16 protein-coding genes are annotated in these 17,106 nt (G+C 62.6%); 11 read left to right on the top strand and 5 right to left on the bottom strand.

Annotated features, from left to right (window positions below; genetic code table 11):
* The first annotated feature begins 4 nt into the window (after positions 1-4).
* The 3 genes from JMN22_RS15085 (at position 5) to JMN22_RS15095 (ending at position 2,995) form a co-directional block, all read left to right on the top strand.
* A complete protein-coding gene (locus JMN22_RS15085; protein WP_198796521.1) occupies positions 5-679 on the top strand; it encodes a DUF1028 domain-containing protein in 675 nt (224 codons plus the stop codon).
* Complete coding sequence (argE, locus tag JMN22_RS15090; protein WP_198796520.1) at positions 672-1,850, top strand: acetylornithine deacetylase; 1,179 nt, start codon at positions 672-674, stop codon at positions 1,848-1,850. Before JMN22_RS15085 ends, argE begins: the two co-directional genes overlap by 8 nt.
* 104 nt (positions 1,851-1,954) lie before the next feature.
* Positions 1,955-2,995 (top strand): ABC transporter substrate-binding protein, encoded by a 1,041-nt coding sequence (locus JMN22_RS15095; RefSeq protein ID WP_198796519.1) that lies wholly within the window; start codon positions 1,955-1,957, stop codon positions 2,993-2,995.
* A 192-nt stretch (positions 2,996-3,187) separates the two neighbouring features.
* On the opposite strand, the gene JMN22_RS15100 is transcribed toward JMN22_RS15095, so the two are convergent.
* The 3 genes from JMN22_RS15100 to JMN22_RS15110 all read right to left on the bottom strand — a co-directional run bounded on the left by JMN22_RS15100 (position 3,188) and on the right by JMN22_RS15110 (position 6,161).
* Positions 3,188-4,099, bottom strand: a complete 912-nt coding sequence (locus JMN22_RS15100) for a LysR substrate-binding domain-containing protein (RefSeq protein WP_198796518.1) — start codon at positions 4,097-4,099, stop codon at positions 3,188-3,190.
* 217 nt (positions 4,100-4,316) lie between these two features.
* Positions 4,317-5,519, bottom strand: a complete 1,203-nt coding sequence (locus JMN22_RS15105; protein WP_198796517.1) for an NAD(P)/FAD-dependent oxidoreductase — start codon at positions 5,517-5,519, stop codon at positions 4,317-4,319.
* A 240-nt stretch (positions 5,520-5,759) separates the two neighbouring features.
* Positions 5,760-6,161: a hypothetical protein gene (locus JMN22_RS15110; protein WP_030138840.1), complete on the bottom strand. Its 402-nt coding sequence runs from the start codon at positions 6,159-6,161 to the stop codon at positions 5,760-5,762.
* A gap of 246 nt (positions 6,162-6,407) precedes the next feature.
* Here JMN22_RS15110 and JMN22_RS15115 point away from each other — a divergent pair, with 246 nt between their 5' ends.
* The gene (locus JMN22_RS15115) at positions 6,408-7,478 is read left to right on the top strand and encodes a M42 family metallopeptidase (RefSeq protein ID WP_198796516.1); all 1,071 of its coding nucleotides are present in this window, start codon (positions 6,408-6,410) and stop codon (positions 7,476-7,478) included.
* A gap of 137 nt (positions 7,479-7,615) precedes the next feature.
* On the opposite strand, the gene JMN22_RS15120 is transcribed toward JMN22_RS15115, so the two are convergent.
* Entirely contained in the window at positions 7,616-8,095 is a 480-nt protein-coding gene (locus JMN22_RS15120) for a nuclear transport factor 2 family protein (RefSeq protein ID WP_030138842.1), read from the bottom strand.
* A 60-nt stretch (positions 8,096-8,155) separates the two neighbouring features.
* Complete coding sequence (locus tag JMN22_RS15125) at positions 8,156-8,722, bottom strand: TetR/AcrR family transcriptional regulator (protein WP_030138843.1); 567 nt, start codon at positions 8,720-8,722, stop codon at positions 8,156-8,158.
* A gap of 126 nt (positions 8,723-8,848) precedes the next feature.
* Between JMN22_RS15125 and pssA the strand changes: the two genes are divergently transcribed.
* From pssA to JMN22_RS15160, 7 genes are all read left to right on the top strand, one after another.
* Complete coding sequence (gene pssA / locus JMN22_RS15130; RefSeq protein WP_198796515.1) at positions 8,849-10,192, top strand: CDP-diacylglycerol--serine O-phosphatidyltransferase; 1,344 nt, start codon at positions 8,849-8,851, stop codon at positions 10,190-10,192.
* A gap of 11 nt (positions 10,193-10,203) precedes the next feature.
* Positions 10,204-11,220, top strand: coding sequence for an AraC family transcriptional regulator (locus tag JMN22_RS15135; RefSeq protein WP_198796545.1), 1,017 nt, complete (start codon positions 10,204-10,206; stop codon positions 11,218-11,220).
* A gap of 246 nt (positions 11,221-11,466) precedes the next feature.
* Positions 11,467-12,438: an NAD-dependent epimerase gene (locus JMN22_RS15140; protein ID WP_030138846.1), complete on the top strand. Its 972-nt coding sequence runs from the start codon at positions 11,467-11,469 to the stop codon at positions 12,436-12,438.
* A 33-nt stretch (positions 12,439-12,471) separates the two neighbouring features.
* The gene (locus tag JMN22_RS15145; RefSeq protein WP_030138847.1) at positions 12,472-13,215 is read left to right on the top strand and encodes a glycosyltransferase family 2 protein; all 744 of its coding nucleotides are present in this window, start codon (positions 12,472-12,474) and stop codon (positions 13,213-13,215) included.
* A 1-nt stretch (position 13,216) separates the two neighbouring features.
* On the top strand, positions 13,217-13,510 hold the full coding sequence (locus JMN22_RS15150) for a lipid-A-disaccharide synthase N-terminal domain-containing protein (RefSeq protein WP_030138848.1): 294 nt from the start codon (positions 13,217-13,219) through the stop codon (positions 13,508-13,510).
* A 4-nt stretch (positions 13,511-13,514) separates the two neighbouring features.
* Positions 13,515-15,035 carry an ArnT family glycosyltransferase gene (locus tag JMN22_RS15155; RefSeq protein WP_030138849.1) on the top strand — a complete coding sequence of 507 codons (1,521 nt, stop codon included), beginning with the start codon at positions 13,515-13,517 and terminating at the stop codon, positions 15,033-15,035.
* Positions 15,036-15,433: 398 nt separating this feature from the next.
* Positions 15,434-17,098 carry an AMP-binding protein gene (locus JMN22_RS15160; RefSeq protein WP_198796514.1) on the top strand — a complete coding sequence of 555 codons (1,665 nt, stop codon included), beginning with the start codon at positions 15,434-15,436 and terminating at the stop codon, positions 17,096-17,098.
* The last annotated feature ends 8 nt before the right edge of the window (positions 17,099-17,106 follow it).

Consider the following 17,106-nt stretch of genomic DNA (forward strand, 5'->3'; position numbering starts at 1 on the left):
CGACATGACGTTTTCCATCGTCGGACGCTGCGCCGAAACCGGCCAGTTGGGCATCGCCATCAGCTCTTCGAGCATTGCCGTCGGCGCCCGTTGCCCGTGGCTGCGGGCCGGGGTGGGCGCGGTGTCGAGCCAGAACATCACATTGCCTGCGCTGGGTCCGCAGATCCTCGACGAATTGGCGGCCGGTTCGAGGGCGCAGGAGGCGCTGGACCGTGCCCTGGCGCGTAACGGCTACAGCGAGTATCGCCAGGTCGCCGTGGTGGATGCCCAGGGGCGCACGGCGGTTTTCAGTGGTCGCCATGCGCTGGGCGTCAACGGCGCCGTGGTCGGTGAGCAGTGTGTGGCGGCCGGCAATCTGCTAGCGGGCGATGGGGTCATCGCCGCCATGGTCGCGGCATTCGAGCAGGGCGAGGGCAGTCTTGCGTCCCGGCTGTTGGGCGCATTGCAGGCGGGACAGGCCGCCGGTGGCGAAGCCGGGGCGGTGCATTCGGCGGCGTTGTCAGTGGTGGATGACCTGACCTGGCCAATTGTCGATCTGCGGGTGGATTGGGCGGAGGAAAACCCCATCGGCGAACTGGAGAAGCTCTGGCTCGCCTATCAGCCGCAGTTGCAGGACTACCTGACCCGCGCCCTTGATCCAACCCAGGCGCCCAGCTATGGAGTGCCGGGCGATGAGTGAGCTGCGCAGCCGCGCACTGCTCGCCGAACTGGTGGGCTTTGCCACGGTCAGCCGCGATTCGAACCTGGCACTGATCGAGTTCGTCCGCGATTACCTGCTAGGGCTGGGCGTGAGCAGCGAGCTGATCTACAACGCCGAGCACACCAAGGCCAACCTGCTGGCGAGCATCGGCCCGTCGGTGCCGGGTGGCGTGGTGCTGTCCGGGCATACCGATGTGGTGCCGGTGGATGGGCAAGCCTGGACGGTCGAGCCGTTCCGGTTGAGCGAGCGGGACGGCAAGTTGTTCGGGCGCGGTACGGCGGACATGAAAGGCTACCTGGCTTGCGTGCTCGCGGCGGTGCCGACTTTTCTCGCCAGCCCGCTGCGGCGTCCGGTGCACCTGGCCTTTTCCTATGACGAAGAAGTCGGTTGCCTGGGTGTGCGCAGTCTGCTGGAAATCCTGCCGCAACGGGTTCCGCAACCGGCCTTGTGCCTGATCGGCGAACCCACCGAGTTGCAACCGGTGCTGGGCCACAAGGGCAAATTGGCGATGCGTTGCCATGTCAAGGGCGCGCCTTGCCATTCCGCCTACGCGCCCTACGGGGTCAATGCCATCGAGCAGGCGGCGCGCCTGATCGGCCAGCTGGGTGAGATCGGCGCCGAGCTGGCCGAGCCTTCGCAGCACGACGTGCGTTTCGACCCGGCCTATTCGACGGTGCAGGCCGGCGTGATCCAGGGCGGCACGGCACTGAACATCGTCCCCGCCGATTGCCGCTTCGACTTCGAGGTACGCGCCTTGCCGGATTTCGCCCCGCAGCGGGTGGTGGAGAAATTGCAGGACTACGCCGAACAGGCGCTGCTGCCAAGGATGCGGGCGGTTCACGCCGACACCGCGATCCGTTTCGAGCCTTTGTCGGCCTATCCCGGCCTGGCGACCTCGGCGGACAGCGAAGCCGCGCGCCTGGTTGCCCGACTCTGTGGCAGCGATGCCTTCGGCACCGTGGCGTTTGGCACCGAAGGCGGGCTGTTCCATCAGGCCGGCATCCCGTCGGTGGTCTGCGGTCCCGGCAGCATGGACCAGGGTCACAAGCCCGACGAGTACGTGAGTGTCGAGCAAATGGCCGCCTGCGATCGGTTGATGGATCGCCTGGCGATTCACCTGAGCGAGCCCGATGGACGGGACCCAGGATGAACAGTTTTGTAATCGCTGTAGACCACGCCGCCCGCGCCTACGGTCACTTTTGAGTCCCGTCGCCGACTCGTGCGGGCGAGCCGGCATTTTCGAGGAACCGCTTCATGTCCAGATCCTTGCGTTGCAACATTGCGTGTGCCCTGGCGTTGCTGAGCACCAGCGTCCTGGCCGCGCCACAAAGCCTGACCGTGATTTCATTCGGCGGCGCCACCAAGTTGGCCCAGGACAAGGCCTACTTCCAACCCTTCAACGCCAGCGGTGCGGGAAACATCGTGGCCGGCGAATACAACGGCGAGCTGTCGAAAATCAAGGCGATGGTCGCGGCCGGGCACACCAGTTGGGACGTGGTCGAGGTGGAAAGTCCCGAGCTGCTGCGCGGTTGTGAAGAAGGCTTGTTCGAAAGACTCGACCCGACGGTCATCGGCAAACCCGGGGATTTCGTTCCGGGAGCGCTCACCGAGTGCGGCGTGGCGACGTACGTCTGGTCGATGGTCCTGGCGTATGACCAGAGCAAACTTGCGAAGGCGCCGACGTCCTGGGCGGATTTCTGGAACGTGAAGGCGTACCCGGGCAAGCGCGGTTTGCGCAAGGGCGCCAAGTACACCCTGGAAATCGCCTTGCTGGCGGATGGCGTCAAGACCGAGGACGTGTACAAGGTATTGAACACACCGGAGGGCGTCACACGGGCATTTGCCAAGCTGGACCAGATCAAGCCGAACATCCAGTGGTGGGAGGCAGGCGCCCAGCCGGCGCAATGGCTGGTGGCCGGGGACGTGGCGATGAGTGCCGCCTACAACGGTCGCATCGCCTCGGCGCAGAAGGAAGGCATGAAACTGAGCATCGTCTGGCCGCAGAGCCTGTATGACCCGGAGTATTGGGCGGTGGTCAAAGGCACGCCTAACAAGGCCCTGGCCGAAAAGTTCATCGCCTTTGCCAGCCAGCCGCAGACGCAGAAAGTCTTCTCGGAGAACATCCCGTACGGACCGGTGCATCGCCAGACGCTGGGCCTGTTGCCCGCTGAAGTCCGTGAGCAACTGCCCACCGCCGAGGCCAACCTGGCGCAGGCGCAAGCCGTAGACGCGGAGTTCTGGGTCGATCACGGCGAGGAGCTGGAGCAGCGTTTCAACGCCTGGGCGGCTCGCTAGTATCCAACCTGATATCGAACCGCTCTTGTGGCGAGGGAGCTTGCTCCCGCTGGGGTGCGAAGCGCCCCCTTTACCCTGTGATCGTGGTGTAGCAGGTGGACCGCGTCAGGTTTTTGGGGCTGCTGCGCCCGAGGCGTCGGACCGGCCCAGCGGGAGCAAGCTCCCTCGCCACGGGGTATCAGGCTCGCCGGTCTACGCCAACCACTCCCTGAACTGCTCCTTGCAATAATCCACGAACAACTGCGCCGGCTTGGTCAGGTGCGCGCGCTTGAGCCAACCGGCCACCAGTGCCGAACCCGTCACGTCCTCGGCGATACTCACGCATACCACGTGCTGTCCGTCGTAGGTGCAGGTCGATTGCGGGCGGGTCACCAGCACGGCAAAGCCAAATCCCTGGCCGACCATGCCGCGCACCATCTCGATGGAAGGCGAGCTGAAGACGATGTTCGGCGTCAGGCCCAGCTCCTCGAAAATGCTGACGAAATAGGTACGGCTGGGCTGGACGTCCAACAGGATCATCGGTTCAAGCACCAGGTCGCGCAGCGATACCTGCGATTGATTGGCGAAGCGGTGATCCGCCGGCAGCAATGCATAAGGCCGTTGCGGCGCCGTCAGCGCTTCGGTTTCTATCGTGCTGTCGAGGTCGTGCTCATAAAAAATCGCCAGGTCGAAACGCCCACCGGTCAGGCCCTGGACCAGCTCCTGCTGCTCGCCGTCCTGCACGCGGATCTCCACGCCGGGAAAGCGCTCGCGAAAACCCGCGATCAGCCGTGGCAGGTAGAGCGGGGCGACGGTTTCGAAGCAACCGATGTCGATCTGTCCACTGACCACGTCGTTGTCGGCCAATGCGTTCTGCTCGAACTCCCGGGCCATGCGCAACAGCTCCTGGGCCTTGCGATAGAAACGCGCACCGGCCGGGGTCAGCGAGACGCCCTGGGCGTGATGGCGGATCAACAATTGCACGCCGAAACTGTCTTCCAGGCCCTTGACCGCCGTGGCAATCGACGGCTGGGCGATGTACAGCTTGCGGGAGGCTTCGGCGACGCTGCCACATTCCACGGTGGTGACGAAATACTTCAACTGACGCAGGGAATAGGACGCCACGGCACACCTCGATCCGGATGGTTTCGCCTACCTTACCGTGAGCCGCCGGTGCGGGGCGACGGGGGTTGCAACGGATTTTGCTGGGCAGTGGCGATATCCAGGCTGGCTTGTCGAGCGGGCAGAAAAAACGCCCGCCGAAAAATCCTTGGCAGGCGTCTGGGAAAAACCGGCACAGAAGGAGGGACTGGCCGGAGTAGGGCGCGTCTGGATATGAGGATCAGGCCACCGGGATGGAGGGGTCAGCCGCCGCCAAGGCGGTTGCGCGGTCGGCGGCGGGCGGATAGATCCACACCGAGTTGATCTGGTGCTTGAGCTCCTTGGCTTCCTGGCCGAGCAACTTCACTTGGCGATCCCAGCCTTCGGTGTACACCGCGCCCCAGGCGCCGAGATCCAGGCACGTCACGTACTTGGGTTGGCTGTAGGTCATCGGCGCGACGCCGAGCAGGTCGGCGGCAACGTTGTTGCCCGCGTAGCGGCCCAGGGCGATGGCGTGCTGGCAAGACATGACCGCGTAATTGCCGAGGTCGTCGGTCGCGGCATAGGCCACGTCGCCGGTGGCGTAGACGTCGTTTTGTCCCAGGACTTTCAGATGCCCGTCGACATGCAATCGGCCCTGGCGATCGTGGGTTCCAGGTATTTGTTCGGTCAGTGGGCTTGCGCGAAAACCGACCGTCCAGATCACGGTCCTGGATTCGATGCGCTGGCCGTCCGATAGGGTGACACCGCTGGCATCCACCGATTCGACCGAGGCATTGAGGATCCACTCGATACCCAGCTGATCGGAGGCTTCGATGATCGAAGGGCTGATCCCTTCGCCCAGCGCGGCACCGATTGACGGTCCACGGTCGACGACGATCACGCGGATGTTGGCATCGCTGCCGAGAACGGCGCGCAGGCGGGCGGGCATTTCGGTGGCGGTTTCGATCCCGGTGAAGCCACCGCCGGCCACCACCACGGTGTTGCGAGCGGGGCTGTCGGGCAGGGTTGCGAGGGATTTGAGATGGGCTTCCAGGCGCGCAGCCTGTTCGATCTCATCGACGTCGAACGCGTGTTCCAGCATGCCTTCCAGCTCCGGGCGCATCAGCTTGCTGCCCGCCGCGAGTACCAGCCGGTCGTAGCTTTGCGTGGCGAGGCTGCCGAAAACGTCGCGGTAGCCGACTTGTTTGCGGTTTACGTCGATGCTTTCGGCGACACCGTGGATGAAGTTCACGCCGACCGCATCGAACAATTCGCCCAAGGGCGCCATCATGGTATGGACGTCGGGCTCATAGAAACGCGGGCGGATGCGCAACTCCGCCTGGGGCGCCAGGACGCTGATCTGTACATCGTTGCGATCATGCTGGTCGAGCAGGCGAGCGGCGCTGAGTGCGCTCCATACCCCGCCAAAACCGGCGCCGACGATCAAGATGTGCTGTTTCATGATGTGCTCCCAAAGACGAAATCGATACGTTGAATTGTTTGTTTCAGCGTGACCGTGTGGCGAACGAGCGGAAGGGCTTGGCCTGGCGTTTGGAATCGCCAGGCGTATTCAGCTTCGGTTCGCTGTGGGAGATGGTAGGTGGTGGAGAGAGGCGGGGCACTTCTACATAGGGTCAGTGCGGGCATGCGTGGGTGTGAGGGGACTATACGAAGGTATGGACGAAGGTATGGAAAAACCCCATCAACCCCCACCAAACAGATCCCGGGAATCCAACAGCCGCCAGGCAATTTCAGGCCGCTTCTCCAGCCCTCGCCGAATCGCAGCCGGAATCGACTGGCGAATCTTGCGGCACAGCCCTGGCTGCTCCTGAAATTCAATGGCAATACCGCGCATGGTGCGAACCTCGTTATGACCCGGCTCGATCGTCACCCGCACGCCCAGGTTCTCGAACAGCCGCTGCTGCAACCGTTCGAGCTCGTCCAGGCTCTGGATATTCTCCAAACGCTCAAGCAGGCGCTTCTCCTCCTGGCGATTCAGGCAAAGGATGCGCAAATCGCTGCCAGGCGTTTGCAGCAATGCATCACGCCCGCAATCACACACGCCAGGCGGGCAGGGGGGACGGATCGGAATCGACGCGGTCATGGGCTCCACGAGATCTGCGACACAGCAAAACCGCCTTTTGGCGTAGGGGCGACCCAGGCAATGTGATGCCTGGCGGCGCGTCGGTCAACCCTTCGAACGGGCCGCCTGTCCGCGCGCCGGCAAGGCCCGCTCGTCAGTTTCGCCAGGATCCGATCAAATTTTTCAGCGCCAGCCGTGTTCAAGAAGACAAACACGTCGCGGCCCGCTTCGTCAGCAGGTCGCACCTGGAAAAGGAGACTCCCTTCGATGCAATCCAATCCGTCCACCTTACCGCTGCTGGAAGAGCTGCTGATGGCCCGCGGGCCCGGCGGGCAGGAGCACGAAGTGCGCGATATCTGCCTGCGGGAGCTGGAGCCGCACTGCGACGAAACCTGGGTCGATCCGGCCGGCAATGTCATCGGCCTGATCAAGGGAAACCTGTCAGGCGCTGAAACGAATTCGCCGGTCCGGATCATGGCGCACCTGGACGAAATCGCCATGCTGGTCAAGCGTATCGAGCCCGACGGCACGTTGCGGGTGGTCTCATTGGGCGGCGCCAATCCGATCAACTTCGGGGTGTGCCCGGTGGACATTCTCGGTGACCGGGACTTCATCCCCGGTGTGTTGTCATTCGGATCGATGCACAGCACTGGTGAAACCCATCAGGGGGCGGATGTGCTGTCGGGGAACGTCAATTGGGGCGATGTGCATGTGATCACCCGATGCTCCGGTGAACAGTTGCAAACCCATGGCGTACGCCCCGGCACGCGAGTGGTCTTGAGCCAGCACTGGCGGCGCCCGTTTCGGGTCGGCGATGCCATCGCCGCGCATTTCCTCGATGACCGCGCGCCCATGGTCGCCAGCCTCCAGGCCGCCACGTTATTGGGCAGCCGCCGCGAGGCGCTCACGCACGACGTGTATTTCGTGTTCACCACGCAAGAAGAGGAATCCAATGCCGGCGCGCTCTACGCCGCCAGCCACCTGCCAGGGGATGCGACGGTTGCCGTTGAGGTCGGCCCCGTGGTCGCGGAATACGCCACCCGCCTGGGCGTCGATCCGATCATCAACACCGGCGATAAAAACGGCTGCTACCACCGTGGGATCGTCGACCAGTTGTACCAGGCCGGCAGGCGCTGCGGGCTGACGCCGCAATTCGCGCTGCTGGCGGATTTCGCCAGCGATGCCAGTGCGATCATGAGCAGTGGGGTGTCGGCCCAAGGCGGCTGCATTGCGATCCCGACGGAAAATACCCACGGTTACGAACTGATCGTGGACGGAAGTATCGAGGCCTGCGCTGGAACGTTGCTGGAGTTTTTGCTGAATCGAACCAAAGACTGACAAAAAACAGTGTGGGAGCGAGCTTGCTCCGGGCGGCGTTCCGACGATGGCGGCCGGCCAGTCAACAGAGGTGTCGACTGCCAGCTCATCGCGAGCAAGCTCGCTCCCACAGGTTGGGGTCAGTCCAGGTTTGGGTATTACAGCCCCAGATCGGAAAGCCCCGGGTGATCGTCTGGCCGACGGCCCAGCGGCCAGTGGAATTTACGTTCGCTTTCCTTGATCGGCATGTCGTTGATGCAGGCGTAGCGGTTGGACATCAGCCCCTCGTTGTTGAACTCCCAATTCTCATTGCCATAGGAACGGAACCAGTTGCCCGAATCGTCGTGCCATTCATAGGCGTAACGCACGGCAATGCGGTTGTCGGTGAAGGCCCAGAGTTCCTTGATCAGCCGGTAATCCAGTTCCTTGGCCCACTTGCGAGTCAGGAAAGCCTTGGCTTCTTCCCGGCTATGGGCGAATTCGGCGCGGTTGCGCCATTGGGTATCGAGGGTATAGGCCAGCGAAACTTTCTGCGGATCGCGAGAGTTCCAGCCGTCTTCGGCCAGGCGAACTTTCTCGATGGCTGTTTCACGGGTGAACGGCGGCAGCGGTGGACGAACTTCGGCAGAGGACGACATGGCAAATCTCCAGATGATGAGTGCATAAATAACAGGCGGTCTTGCAGGTACGCGTGTTGCTTATTCAATGGCCAGCAGGGTCTTCAATACGTCTTGGGCCTGATCGGCAGCGTCGTGATCGCCCATGACCAGCGCGAGGGTGATGGCGCCGTCGATCAGAATGAGCACCTGCCGAGCCAGCTGCTCCGGCCGCTCGATGCCTTGCTCGACACACAGGCCGGTCACGTAGTCGAGCAACTTCTGCTTGTGCATTTTCGCCACCTGGCGAACCGGATCCCGGGGGTCGCCGGTTTCGCCGCTGGTATTGATGAACGCACAGCCGCGGAAGCCTTCGCTCTCGAACCAGCCCTTGAGCACAGGGAACAGGTTGAGCAGCCGTGCGAGCGGGGTCGGCGCCTTGTCCACTTCGCCGCTGAACCATTGCATCCAGCGTTCGTCCCGGCGCTTGAGCGCAGCAACGACCAGATCGTCCTTGTTGGCGAAGTAGCGATAGATACTTTTCCTGGAGACGCCGGCGGTTTTCACCAGGAGATCCATGCCGGTGGCAGCGATGCCACTTTTGTAGATCAGTTTTTCGGCGACATCGAGGATGATGTCTCGTGTTTCACTGCTATTGATTTCGTTCATGGGCCTAAAAGTAGAATGATCGTTCTCCTTGGTCAAATGTTTTTTTTCATCGGGCGGGGGAGGCCCAAAGCCGTCCATCATGGTGTAAGCTCGTCGGTTCTTCGGATTTGACCTTTTGCGAGCCCTATGCCGTCGCTTTTCAAACGCTCCCTGCTGCCCAAGCTGCGCAGCTTTGCACTGACCGCCGATGCCGTGACCATCCTTGATGGCGCCGCCGAGTTCCGCCGTTGCCTGCTGGAGAAAATCGCCCAGGCCACCCAGCGCATCTACATCGTCGCCCTGTACCTGCAACAGGATGAGGCCGGCCAGGAAATCCTCGATGCCCTGCATGCCGCCAAGACCGCGCGTCCCGAGCTGGAGGTGGTCGTGGTGGTGGATTGGCTGCGCGCCCAGCGCGGATTGATCGGGGCCAAGAAGCAGCCCGGCAACTCGGCGTGGTATCAGGAACAGACGCGCACCCATGCCAGCGAAGTGCCGATCTACGGCGTGCCGGTGCAGACCCGCGAGCTGTTCGGCGTGTTGCACTTGAAAGGCTTCGTGATCGACGACTGCGTGCTCTACAGCGGCGCCAGCCTGAACAACGTCTACCTGCACAAATTCGATAAATACCGCTACGACCGTTATCACCTGCTACAGAACACCGCGCTGGCCGATTCGATGCATCACCTGGTGCAGCACGGCCTGGTTGCCTCCCGGGCGGTGCATCGCCTCGACTTGCCGAACCTGCCCAGCACCCGCAGTTTGCGCAAGGACATCGGCGACCTGCGCAGTCGCCTCAAATATGCGGCCTACGACACCACGGCTGGCAGCCTCGATAAAAGTGGCCTGTCGGTCAGCCCGCTGCTGGGCGTCGGCAAGAACAACCCGTTGAGTCGAGTGATCGGTGAACTGATTGCCAGCAGCCGCCAGCAACTGACCATCTGCACGCCTTACTTCAACCTGCCGCTGGCGGTGACCCGGGAAATCAACCGGGCCCTGGCCCGCGGGGTGCGGATCGACATTATCGTCGGCGACAAGACCGCCAACGATTTCTACATTCCGCCAAGCGAGCCGTTCAAGATCATCGCCGCATTGCCGTATCTGTACGAGATCAGCCTGCGGCGCTTCGCCAAGCGGCACCAGCGCTACATCGACAGCGGCCAGTTGAACCTGCACCTGTGGCGCGACGGCGACAACACCTACCACCTCAAGGGCATGTGGGTCGACGAGCGCTACACCTTGCTGACCGGCAACAACCTGAACCCCAGGGCGTTTCGCCTGGACCTGGAAAACGCCCTGTTGCTGGACGACCCCAAGGGCGAACTGCTGGCGTCGCGCCAGGCCGAGCTTGAAAAGATCTATCGCCACACCCACCGCATCGAACGCTACCTGGACCTGGAAACCCTGCCGGATTATCCGGCGGCGGTGGGCAAGTTCCTCAAGCGCGTCAGCCGGGTGCGGATTGAGCGACTGCTTTATCGGATCCTGTGAACACCCGTGCCATGGCGGAAAAAGACACCATCTCCATCCAGTTGGTGCGTGAGGCGCTGTTGCAAAGCTGCGCGCTAGGAGCCGCGACGGATGAAGTCCTGGAAAAGGTCGGCATAGCTCCGGCTTTGCTCGATGATTCCCAGGCCCGGGTGCCGGCCCATGCCTATGCGCGGCTCTGGCGGCTGCTGGCCCGGCGCCGCGATGACGAGTTCTTCGGCATGGACCCGCGCAAGCTGAAGTCCGGCAGCCTGGCGTTTCTTTGCCAGTGCGCCATGGCCCAACCGACGTTGGCTACGGGTTTGACTGCAGGACTGGGGTTCCTGTCGCTGATGCTGGAACATCTGCCAGCCCAGTGGGTTCGCCAGCAGAGCCTGGCGGAAATCGTCCTGCTCGAAGAAGGCCAGGCGCCGCGTCGGGCGTTTACCTATTTCACCTATTGGATGATTGTCCACGGCGTGGCCTGCTGGCTGGCCGGACGGCGCATCCCGATCCTGTCGGTCGAGTTACGTTGCCCAGCGCCGGATTTCTGCGACGATTATCGCGTCATGTTCTCCCAGAACCTACGCTTCGACCGCCCTCGCACCAGGATGATTTTCTCCGCAGAATGCCTGGACCAACCCATCCGGCGCAGTCCCGAAGAGCTCAAGCGCTTCCTGGCCCAGGCGCCGGCGAACATCCTGGTCAAGTACCGCGACCCGCAAAGCCTCTCCAGCCGAATCCGGCATGATTTGCGCCAATTGCCTGCGCAACAGTGGCCGGAAACCGAGGCACTGGCCCAGCAACTGTGTGTTTCAGCGTCCACTTTGCGCCGTCGGCTGGCGGAGGAGGGGCAGACCTACCAAGGCCTCAAGGACAGCGTACGCAAGGAGCTGGCGATTACTTGGCTGGCCGAGCCGTCCATCAGCTTCGTGGAAATCGCCTCGCGGTTGGGATTCGCCGACGCCAGTTCGTTCTACAAGGCGTTTCGCAAGTGGTCCGGGTCCAATCCGGGGCATTACCGCAGCCTGATTCTCAACGATCCTCACTGATTCCCCTGGATAGGCGCAGGGAGTTTTTGTGGGAGCGAGCTTGCTCGCGATAGCGATTTAACAATCGACAATTGTGTCGTCTGACCCACCGCCTTTGCGAGCAGGCTCGCTCCCACATAGGTTTCACTGGGCAGACCGGCACGCTCATAAAACCGTCATCTATTTTTGCTAAAAGGCTCTGCAGCGCCCGGAAAAGCCGGGTCATCAGCCAGGGTAGCGTATGCAAGTGACCGTTTTGGGTAGCGTATGAAGGTGCTGGTCACCGGTGCTGCGGGGTTCATCGGGTTTCATGTGGCCAAGCGGCTGTGCAGCGACGGCCATGAAGTGATCGGCATCGACAATCTCAACGACTACTACAGCGTCGAGTTGAAACAGGCGCGCCTCGCGCAGTTGGCGCAATGCCACAACTTCCGCTTCCAACGGCTGGACGTGGCGGACAAGACGGCCCTGACGGAGGTCTTCGCGCAGAACGCCTTTGAATACGTCATCCATCTCGCGGCCCAGGCGGGCGTTCGTTATTCCATCGACAATCCCGACCTGTATGCGCAAAGCAACCTTGTGGGCTTTCTCAACATCCTGGAGGCCTGCCGAGCCCATCGGCCGGCGCACCTGGTCTACGCTTCGAGCAGCTCGGTCTATGGCTTGAGCGAACGCCTGCCCTACGCCACGACCGACCCGGTCGACCAGCCGGTTTCATTTTATGCGGCGACCAAGCGCGCCAACGAGCTGATGGCCCACGCCTACTCGCATCTCTACGGCATTCCCACCACCGGCCTGCGCTTTTTTACCGTGTACGGGCCATGGGGGCGACCGGACATGGCGCCATTCAAGTTCACCGACGCCATCCTCAAGGGCCGTCCCCTCGATGTCTACAACGATGGCGCGATGTCGCGGGACTTCACGTATATCGACGACATCGTCGAGGGCCTGGTGCGCTTGCTGCCGCTGCCGCCAACCGATGAGGCTGGCGTGCCCAACAAGGTCTACAACATTGGCTTCGGCGGGCCGGTGAAACTTCTGCAGTTCATCGAGTGCATCGAAGAGGCCTTGGGCATGCGCGCGGTCAAGCATTTCCTGCCGTTGCAGTCCGGCGACGTGGTCGATACCTGGGCTGACACCCGTGAACTCGAGGAGCGCGTGGGTTTTCGCCCGCAGGTCCCGGTGCCCGTTGGCGTGCAGTCGTTCGTCGATTGGTACCGCCACTATTACCGCGTTTAACCCACCCATTCCCGTGTTTTAGATTGGAACGCCATGCACGAAACTCCTTATGTGTCGGTCCTGATTCCGGCGAAAAACGAAGCTGGCAACCTCATTCCCTTGCTGGAAGAAGTGCGTGTTGCACTGGCCAACGAGGCCTTTGAGGTCATCGTGATCGACGATGGCAGCACCGACGCCACCGCGGCCGAGCTGCGTGCGCTGCAACGCGGCGGCTATCCCCAGCTGCGGGTGCTCAGCCATGCCCGTTCCCTCGGTCAAAGCACCTCGATTTTCCACGCCGCCGAGGTGGCGCGCGGGCATTGGTTGGCGACCCTGGATGGCGACGGTCAGAACGACCCGGCAGACTTGCCGAAGATGCTGGACTTGGTCCGTGGATCGGAAGGCGCGCCCGGGGGGGTGAAGTTGGTGGCCGGGCATCGCGTCAACCGCCGGGACACGGCGAGCAAGCGCTGGGCGTCGCGATTCGCCAACAAACTGCGGGCCAGCCTGCTCAAGGACCAGACGCCGGACACTGGATGCGGCATCAAGCTGATCGAGCGCCAGGCATTCCTGCGGCTGCCGTATTTCGATCACATGCACCGTTTCATTCCGGCGCTGATTCGTCGTCACAACGGCCGGATGCTGGTCCAGCCGGTCAACCATCGTGAGCGCGGCGCCGGGGTCTCCAACTACGGCAACCTCGATCGCGCCCTGGTGGGCATCCTTGATCTGTTCGGTGTGTGGTGGCTGATAAAGCGCACCCGCCTGGACACCCACGCACAAGAAACCGAGGTTTGACATGGGCAGAGAATCGTTGTGGCTTGCGGTCGGCTTCGGGGGACAACTGGCATTTACCGGCCGTTTCGCCCTGCAATGGCTGTACAGCGAATACAAGAAGCGCAGCGTGATTCCCGTGGGCTTCTGGTACCTGAGTATCATTGGCAGCGCGTTATTGCTGGCCTATGCGATCTACCGCCAGGACCCGGTTTTCATTGTCGGCCAGTCGTTCGGCTTTATCGTTTACCTGCGCAATCTGCAGTTGATTGCCAAGCACCACGAGCGGGAGAACCGCGAAGTGGCAGGGAAGGGCTGAGACGGTGAGGATACGACTGTCCAGCTCGCGATTCGAATGCCTGGCGTGGACGGCGCTGGCCTTGATCATGGTCGGTGCCGGCCTGGGCTGGCGCCAACCGATGAATGTCGACGAGGAGCGTTTTCTCGGCGTCGCGCTCGAAATGCTGCAAAACGGCTCATGGTTCATTCCCCATCGCGCCGGTGAAATCTACGCCGACAAGCCGCCGCTGTTCATGTGGGCGGTGGCGTTGTTCGTGCAGTTGACCCATCTGCCCATAATCGCGCTGTATCTGCCTGCGCTGCTGGCCGGCGCAGTCACCACGGCGTGCCTGTATGACCTGGGCCGGCGCCTGTGGGGGCGGCGCGTGGGAAGCATCGCTGCGCTGTTGTTCCTGGCGACTTACCAGACCTACAGCATTCTGCGCACGGGCCAGATCGATGGGTTTCTTGCGCTCTGGACCATCCTGGGCATCTATGGTTTGTGCCGACACCTGTTGCTCGGCCCGGCCTGGGGCTGGTACTACGCGGCCTGCGCCGCGATGGGGTTAGGGATCATCAGCAAGGGCGTGGGGTTTCTGCCGGCGTTGATGCTGATTCCCTACGCGTATGCGCTGCGCAAGGGTTGGAAGGGCGTAGTGCCGATGCCCGGCAAAGCGTTGGCCTGGTGGCTGGGGCTGGTCGTTGCGTTGGCGGCCATCGCGGTATGGCTCGGGCCGTTGCTGGTGATCGTCGGGCAGGGCAGCCCTGACAGCCTGGCGTATGTCCAGGAGATCTTGTTCAAACAGACGGCGGGACGTTATGCCAACGCCTGGGAGCACCGAGAACCGTTCTGGTATTTCATCGTCCAGGTGATCCCGAAATACTGGTTGCCGCTGTTTTTCATGCTCCCCTGGCTGGTGCCGGCGTGGCGCAAGCATCTCATCAAGCAGGACGGCCGGGTGCTGGTGCTGCTCGGTTGGGTGATCCTGGTCCTGCTGTTTTTCAGCCTGAGCAGCGGCAAGCGCAAGTTGTATATCTTTCCGGCGTTGCCGGGCTTGATCCTCTTGGTTGCACCGCTGGTGCCGTGGATGCTCCGTCGCTGGTTTGGCAAGCGGCCGAGGGGCAGGGTGGTGTTCGCCGCCTTGACCTCGGTGTGGCTGTGCGCTTGGTTCGTGCGCGGTTTCATTGAGCCTTACAAGGAAGGCGTCAACCCCCATGAGACCTTGATGCGTGATGTGGCGCGACTGACGGGCAACAGTGAATTGGTGCTGGTGGGCTGGCGGGAAGGCCACTGGTTGTTCGCGCAACAGCCCATCGTGCATTTCGGTTTTCATACCGGCGATGCCCTGGAACAGTCCGCTTCCTGGCTGCGCAGCCATCCGCAGGCGTTTGCCTTGGTGCCGGAACGGAACCTGGCGCGTTGTTACGACCCACAAAAGGCCCGCCGGGTCGGCGATACCTCACGGGCCAAGTGGTTCCTGGTGGGGGCCGATGCGGACAACCAGCGCTGCCAACCCCCGGCGCCGGAAAAGGCCTATTCCTTTGCCTGGAAACAGCCCCTGTAGCGGCAGTAATACTCCTCACTTAAGAAAAACGATGGCCCCGTGGCGAGGGGATTTATCCCCGCTGGGCTGCGCAGCAGCCCCAACAGCAACGACCTCGATCTTACTGGCACACCGGGTTGTCTGGTTGGGGGCCGCTTCGCAGCCCAACGGGGCGGTGCGACGTTTCGCTAAATCCCCTCGCCACAGGTGTTTAAGCAGGCTTGCTGTGGCTGCCAGCCATTGCGGGAGCGAGCCCACTCGCGATGAGGCCATTCCTGGCAACACCGACTTAAGTCCATGGCCAAACCAGTCAAGCAACTTGATGGCTTTGACCATTGCCCCCCAAGCCCTTCGGCGCGAGTATTTGCCTGCTCTTCACGGTTCCCCCACCCAATAAAAAGTACAGAGGGATTCTGGCCATGCGCGATTATTCGTCCGCCACGTCGCAGTTCGATTACCTGAACACCGTCAATGCCGCGTTGCACGGCTCGCTTGAGGCACTCAACGCCTGTGTCGAATGTTGCGACCGGCACGCGCTGCCTGGCCGCATTGCTTTGTTCTGGGAGGGCCGTGACGGCAGTGACGCGACTTGGACTTACCGTCAACTGCAAGACAACGCCGCGCGCTTCGCCAATTTCCTCCGCGCCCAAGGTGTCGGCAAAGGCGACAAGGTTGCCGGCCTGTTGCCGCGCAACGCCGAATTGCTGATCGCGGTGCTCGCCACCTGGCGCATCGGGGCCGTGTACCAGCCGCTGTTCACCGCGTTCGGTCCCAAGGCCATCGAACACCGCCTCGGCAGCTCCGGCGCGCGGATCGTGGTCACTGACGCGGTCAACCGTCCCAAGCTCAACGAAGTCACCGGTTGCCCCACCGTCGTCACGGTCGGCGGTGCAAAGGGCGAGGGCATCGTCCGCGGCGATTACAGTTTCTGGGCCGAGGTCGCCAACCAGTCCGACCAGTGCGAACCCCTGATGCTGACCGGCGAGGATCCGTTCCTGCTGATGTTCACCTCCGGCACCACCGGCCCGGCCAAGGCGTTGTCGGTGCCGCTCAAGGCGATCGTGGCGTTCCAGAGCTACATGCGCGACGCGGTGGACCTGCGGCCGGAAGACGCGTTCTGGAACGTCGCCGACCCGGGCTGGGCCTACGGCATCTATTTCGGCGTGACCGGCCCGTTGGCGCTGGGACACCCGATTACCTTCTACGACGGCCCGTTCACCCTGGACAGTACCTGCCGCGTCATCAACAAATACGGCATCACCAACCTGGCGGGTTCGCCCACGGCCTATCGCCTGCTGATCGCCGGCGGCGAGCAGTTCGCCCGGTCGATCAAGGGTAAGCTGCGCATCGTCAGCAGCGCCGGTGAGCCGCTGAACCCGGAAGTGATCCGCTGGTTCGCCGACAACCTGGACGTGGTGATCCACGACCATTACGGCCAGACCGAACTGGGCATGGTGCTGTGCAATCATCACGGCCTCGACCACCCGGTGCACCAGGGTGCGGCGGGTTTTGCCTCGCCGGGGCACCGCATCGTGGTGCTCGATGAAAACCACCAGGAGCTGGGCGTCGGCCAGCCGGGCATTCTCGCCGTCGATCGCAGCCAGTCGCCGATGTGCTGGTTCGCCGGTTACGAAGGGGGCCCGACCAAGGCCTTCGTCGGCGATTATTACCTGAGCGGCGACACCGTCGAGTTCAACCCCGACGGCAGCATCAGCTTCGTCGGGCGCAGCGATGACGTGATCACCACGTCTGGCTACCGGGTTGGCCCGTTCGATGTGGAAAGTGCGCTGATCGAGCACCCGGCCGTGGTCGAGGCCGCCGTGATCGGCAAGCCCGACCCGGAGCGCACCGAGCTGGTAAAAGCCTTCGTGGTGCTCAGCGCCCAGTACCGCGCCGCGCCGGAGCTGGCCGAAGAACTGCGCCAGCACGTACGCAAGCGCCTCGCCGCCCATGCCTATCCCCGTGAAATCGAATTTGTCAGCGACTTGCCGAAAACCCCGAGCGGCAAGTTGCAGCGCTTTATCTTGCGCAACCAGGAAATCGCCAAAGCTCAAGAGGCGGTGGCGAAGAACGTTTCAGCTTGAATCCAAGG

Source organism: Pseudomonas sp. HB05 (genome assembly GCF_016756915.1).
GTDB classification, from domain to species: Bacteria; Pseudomonadota; Gammaproteobacteria; order Pseudomonadales; family Pseudomonadaceae; genus Aquipseudomonas; species Aquipseudomonas alvandae.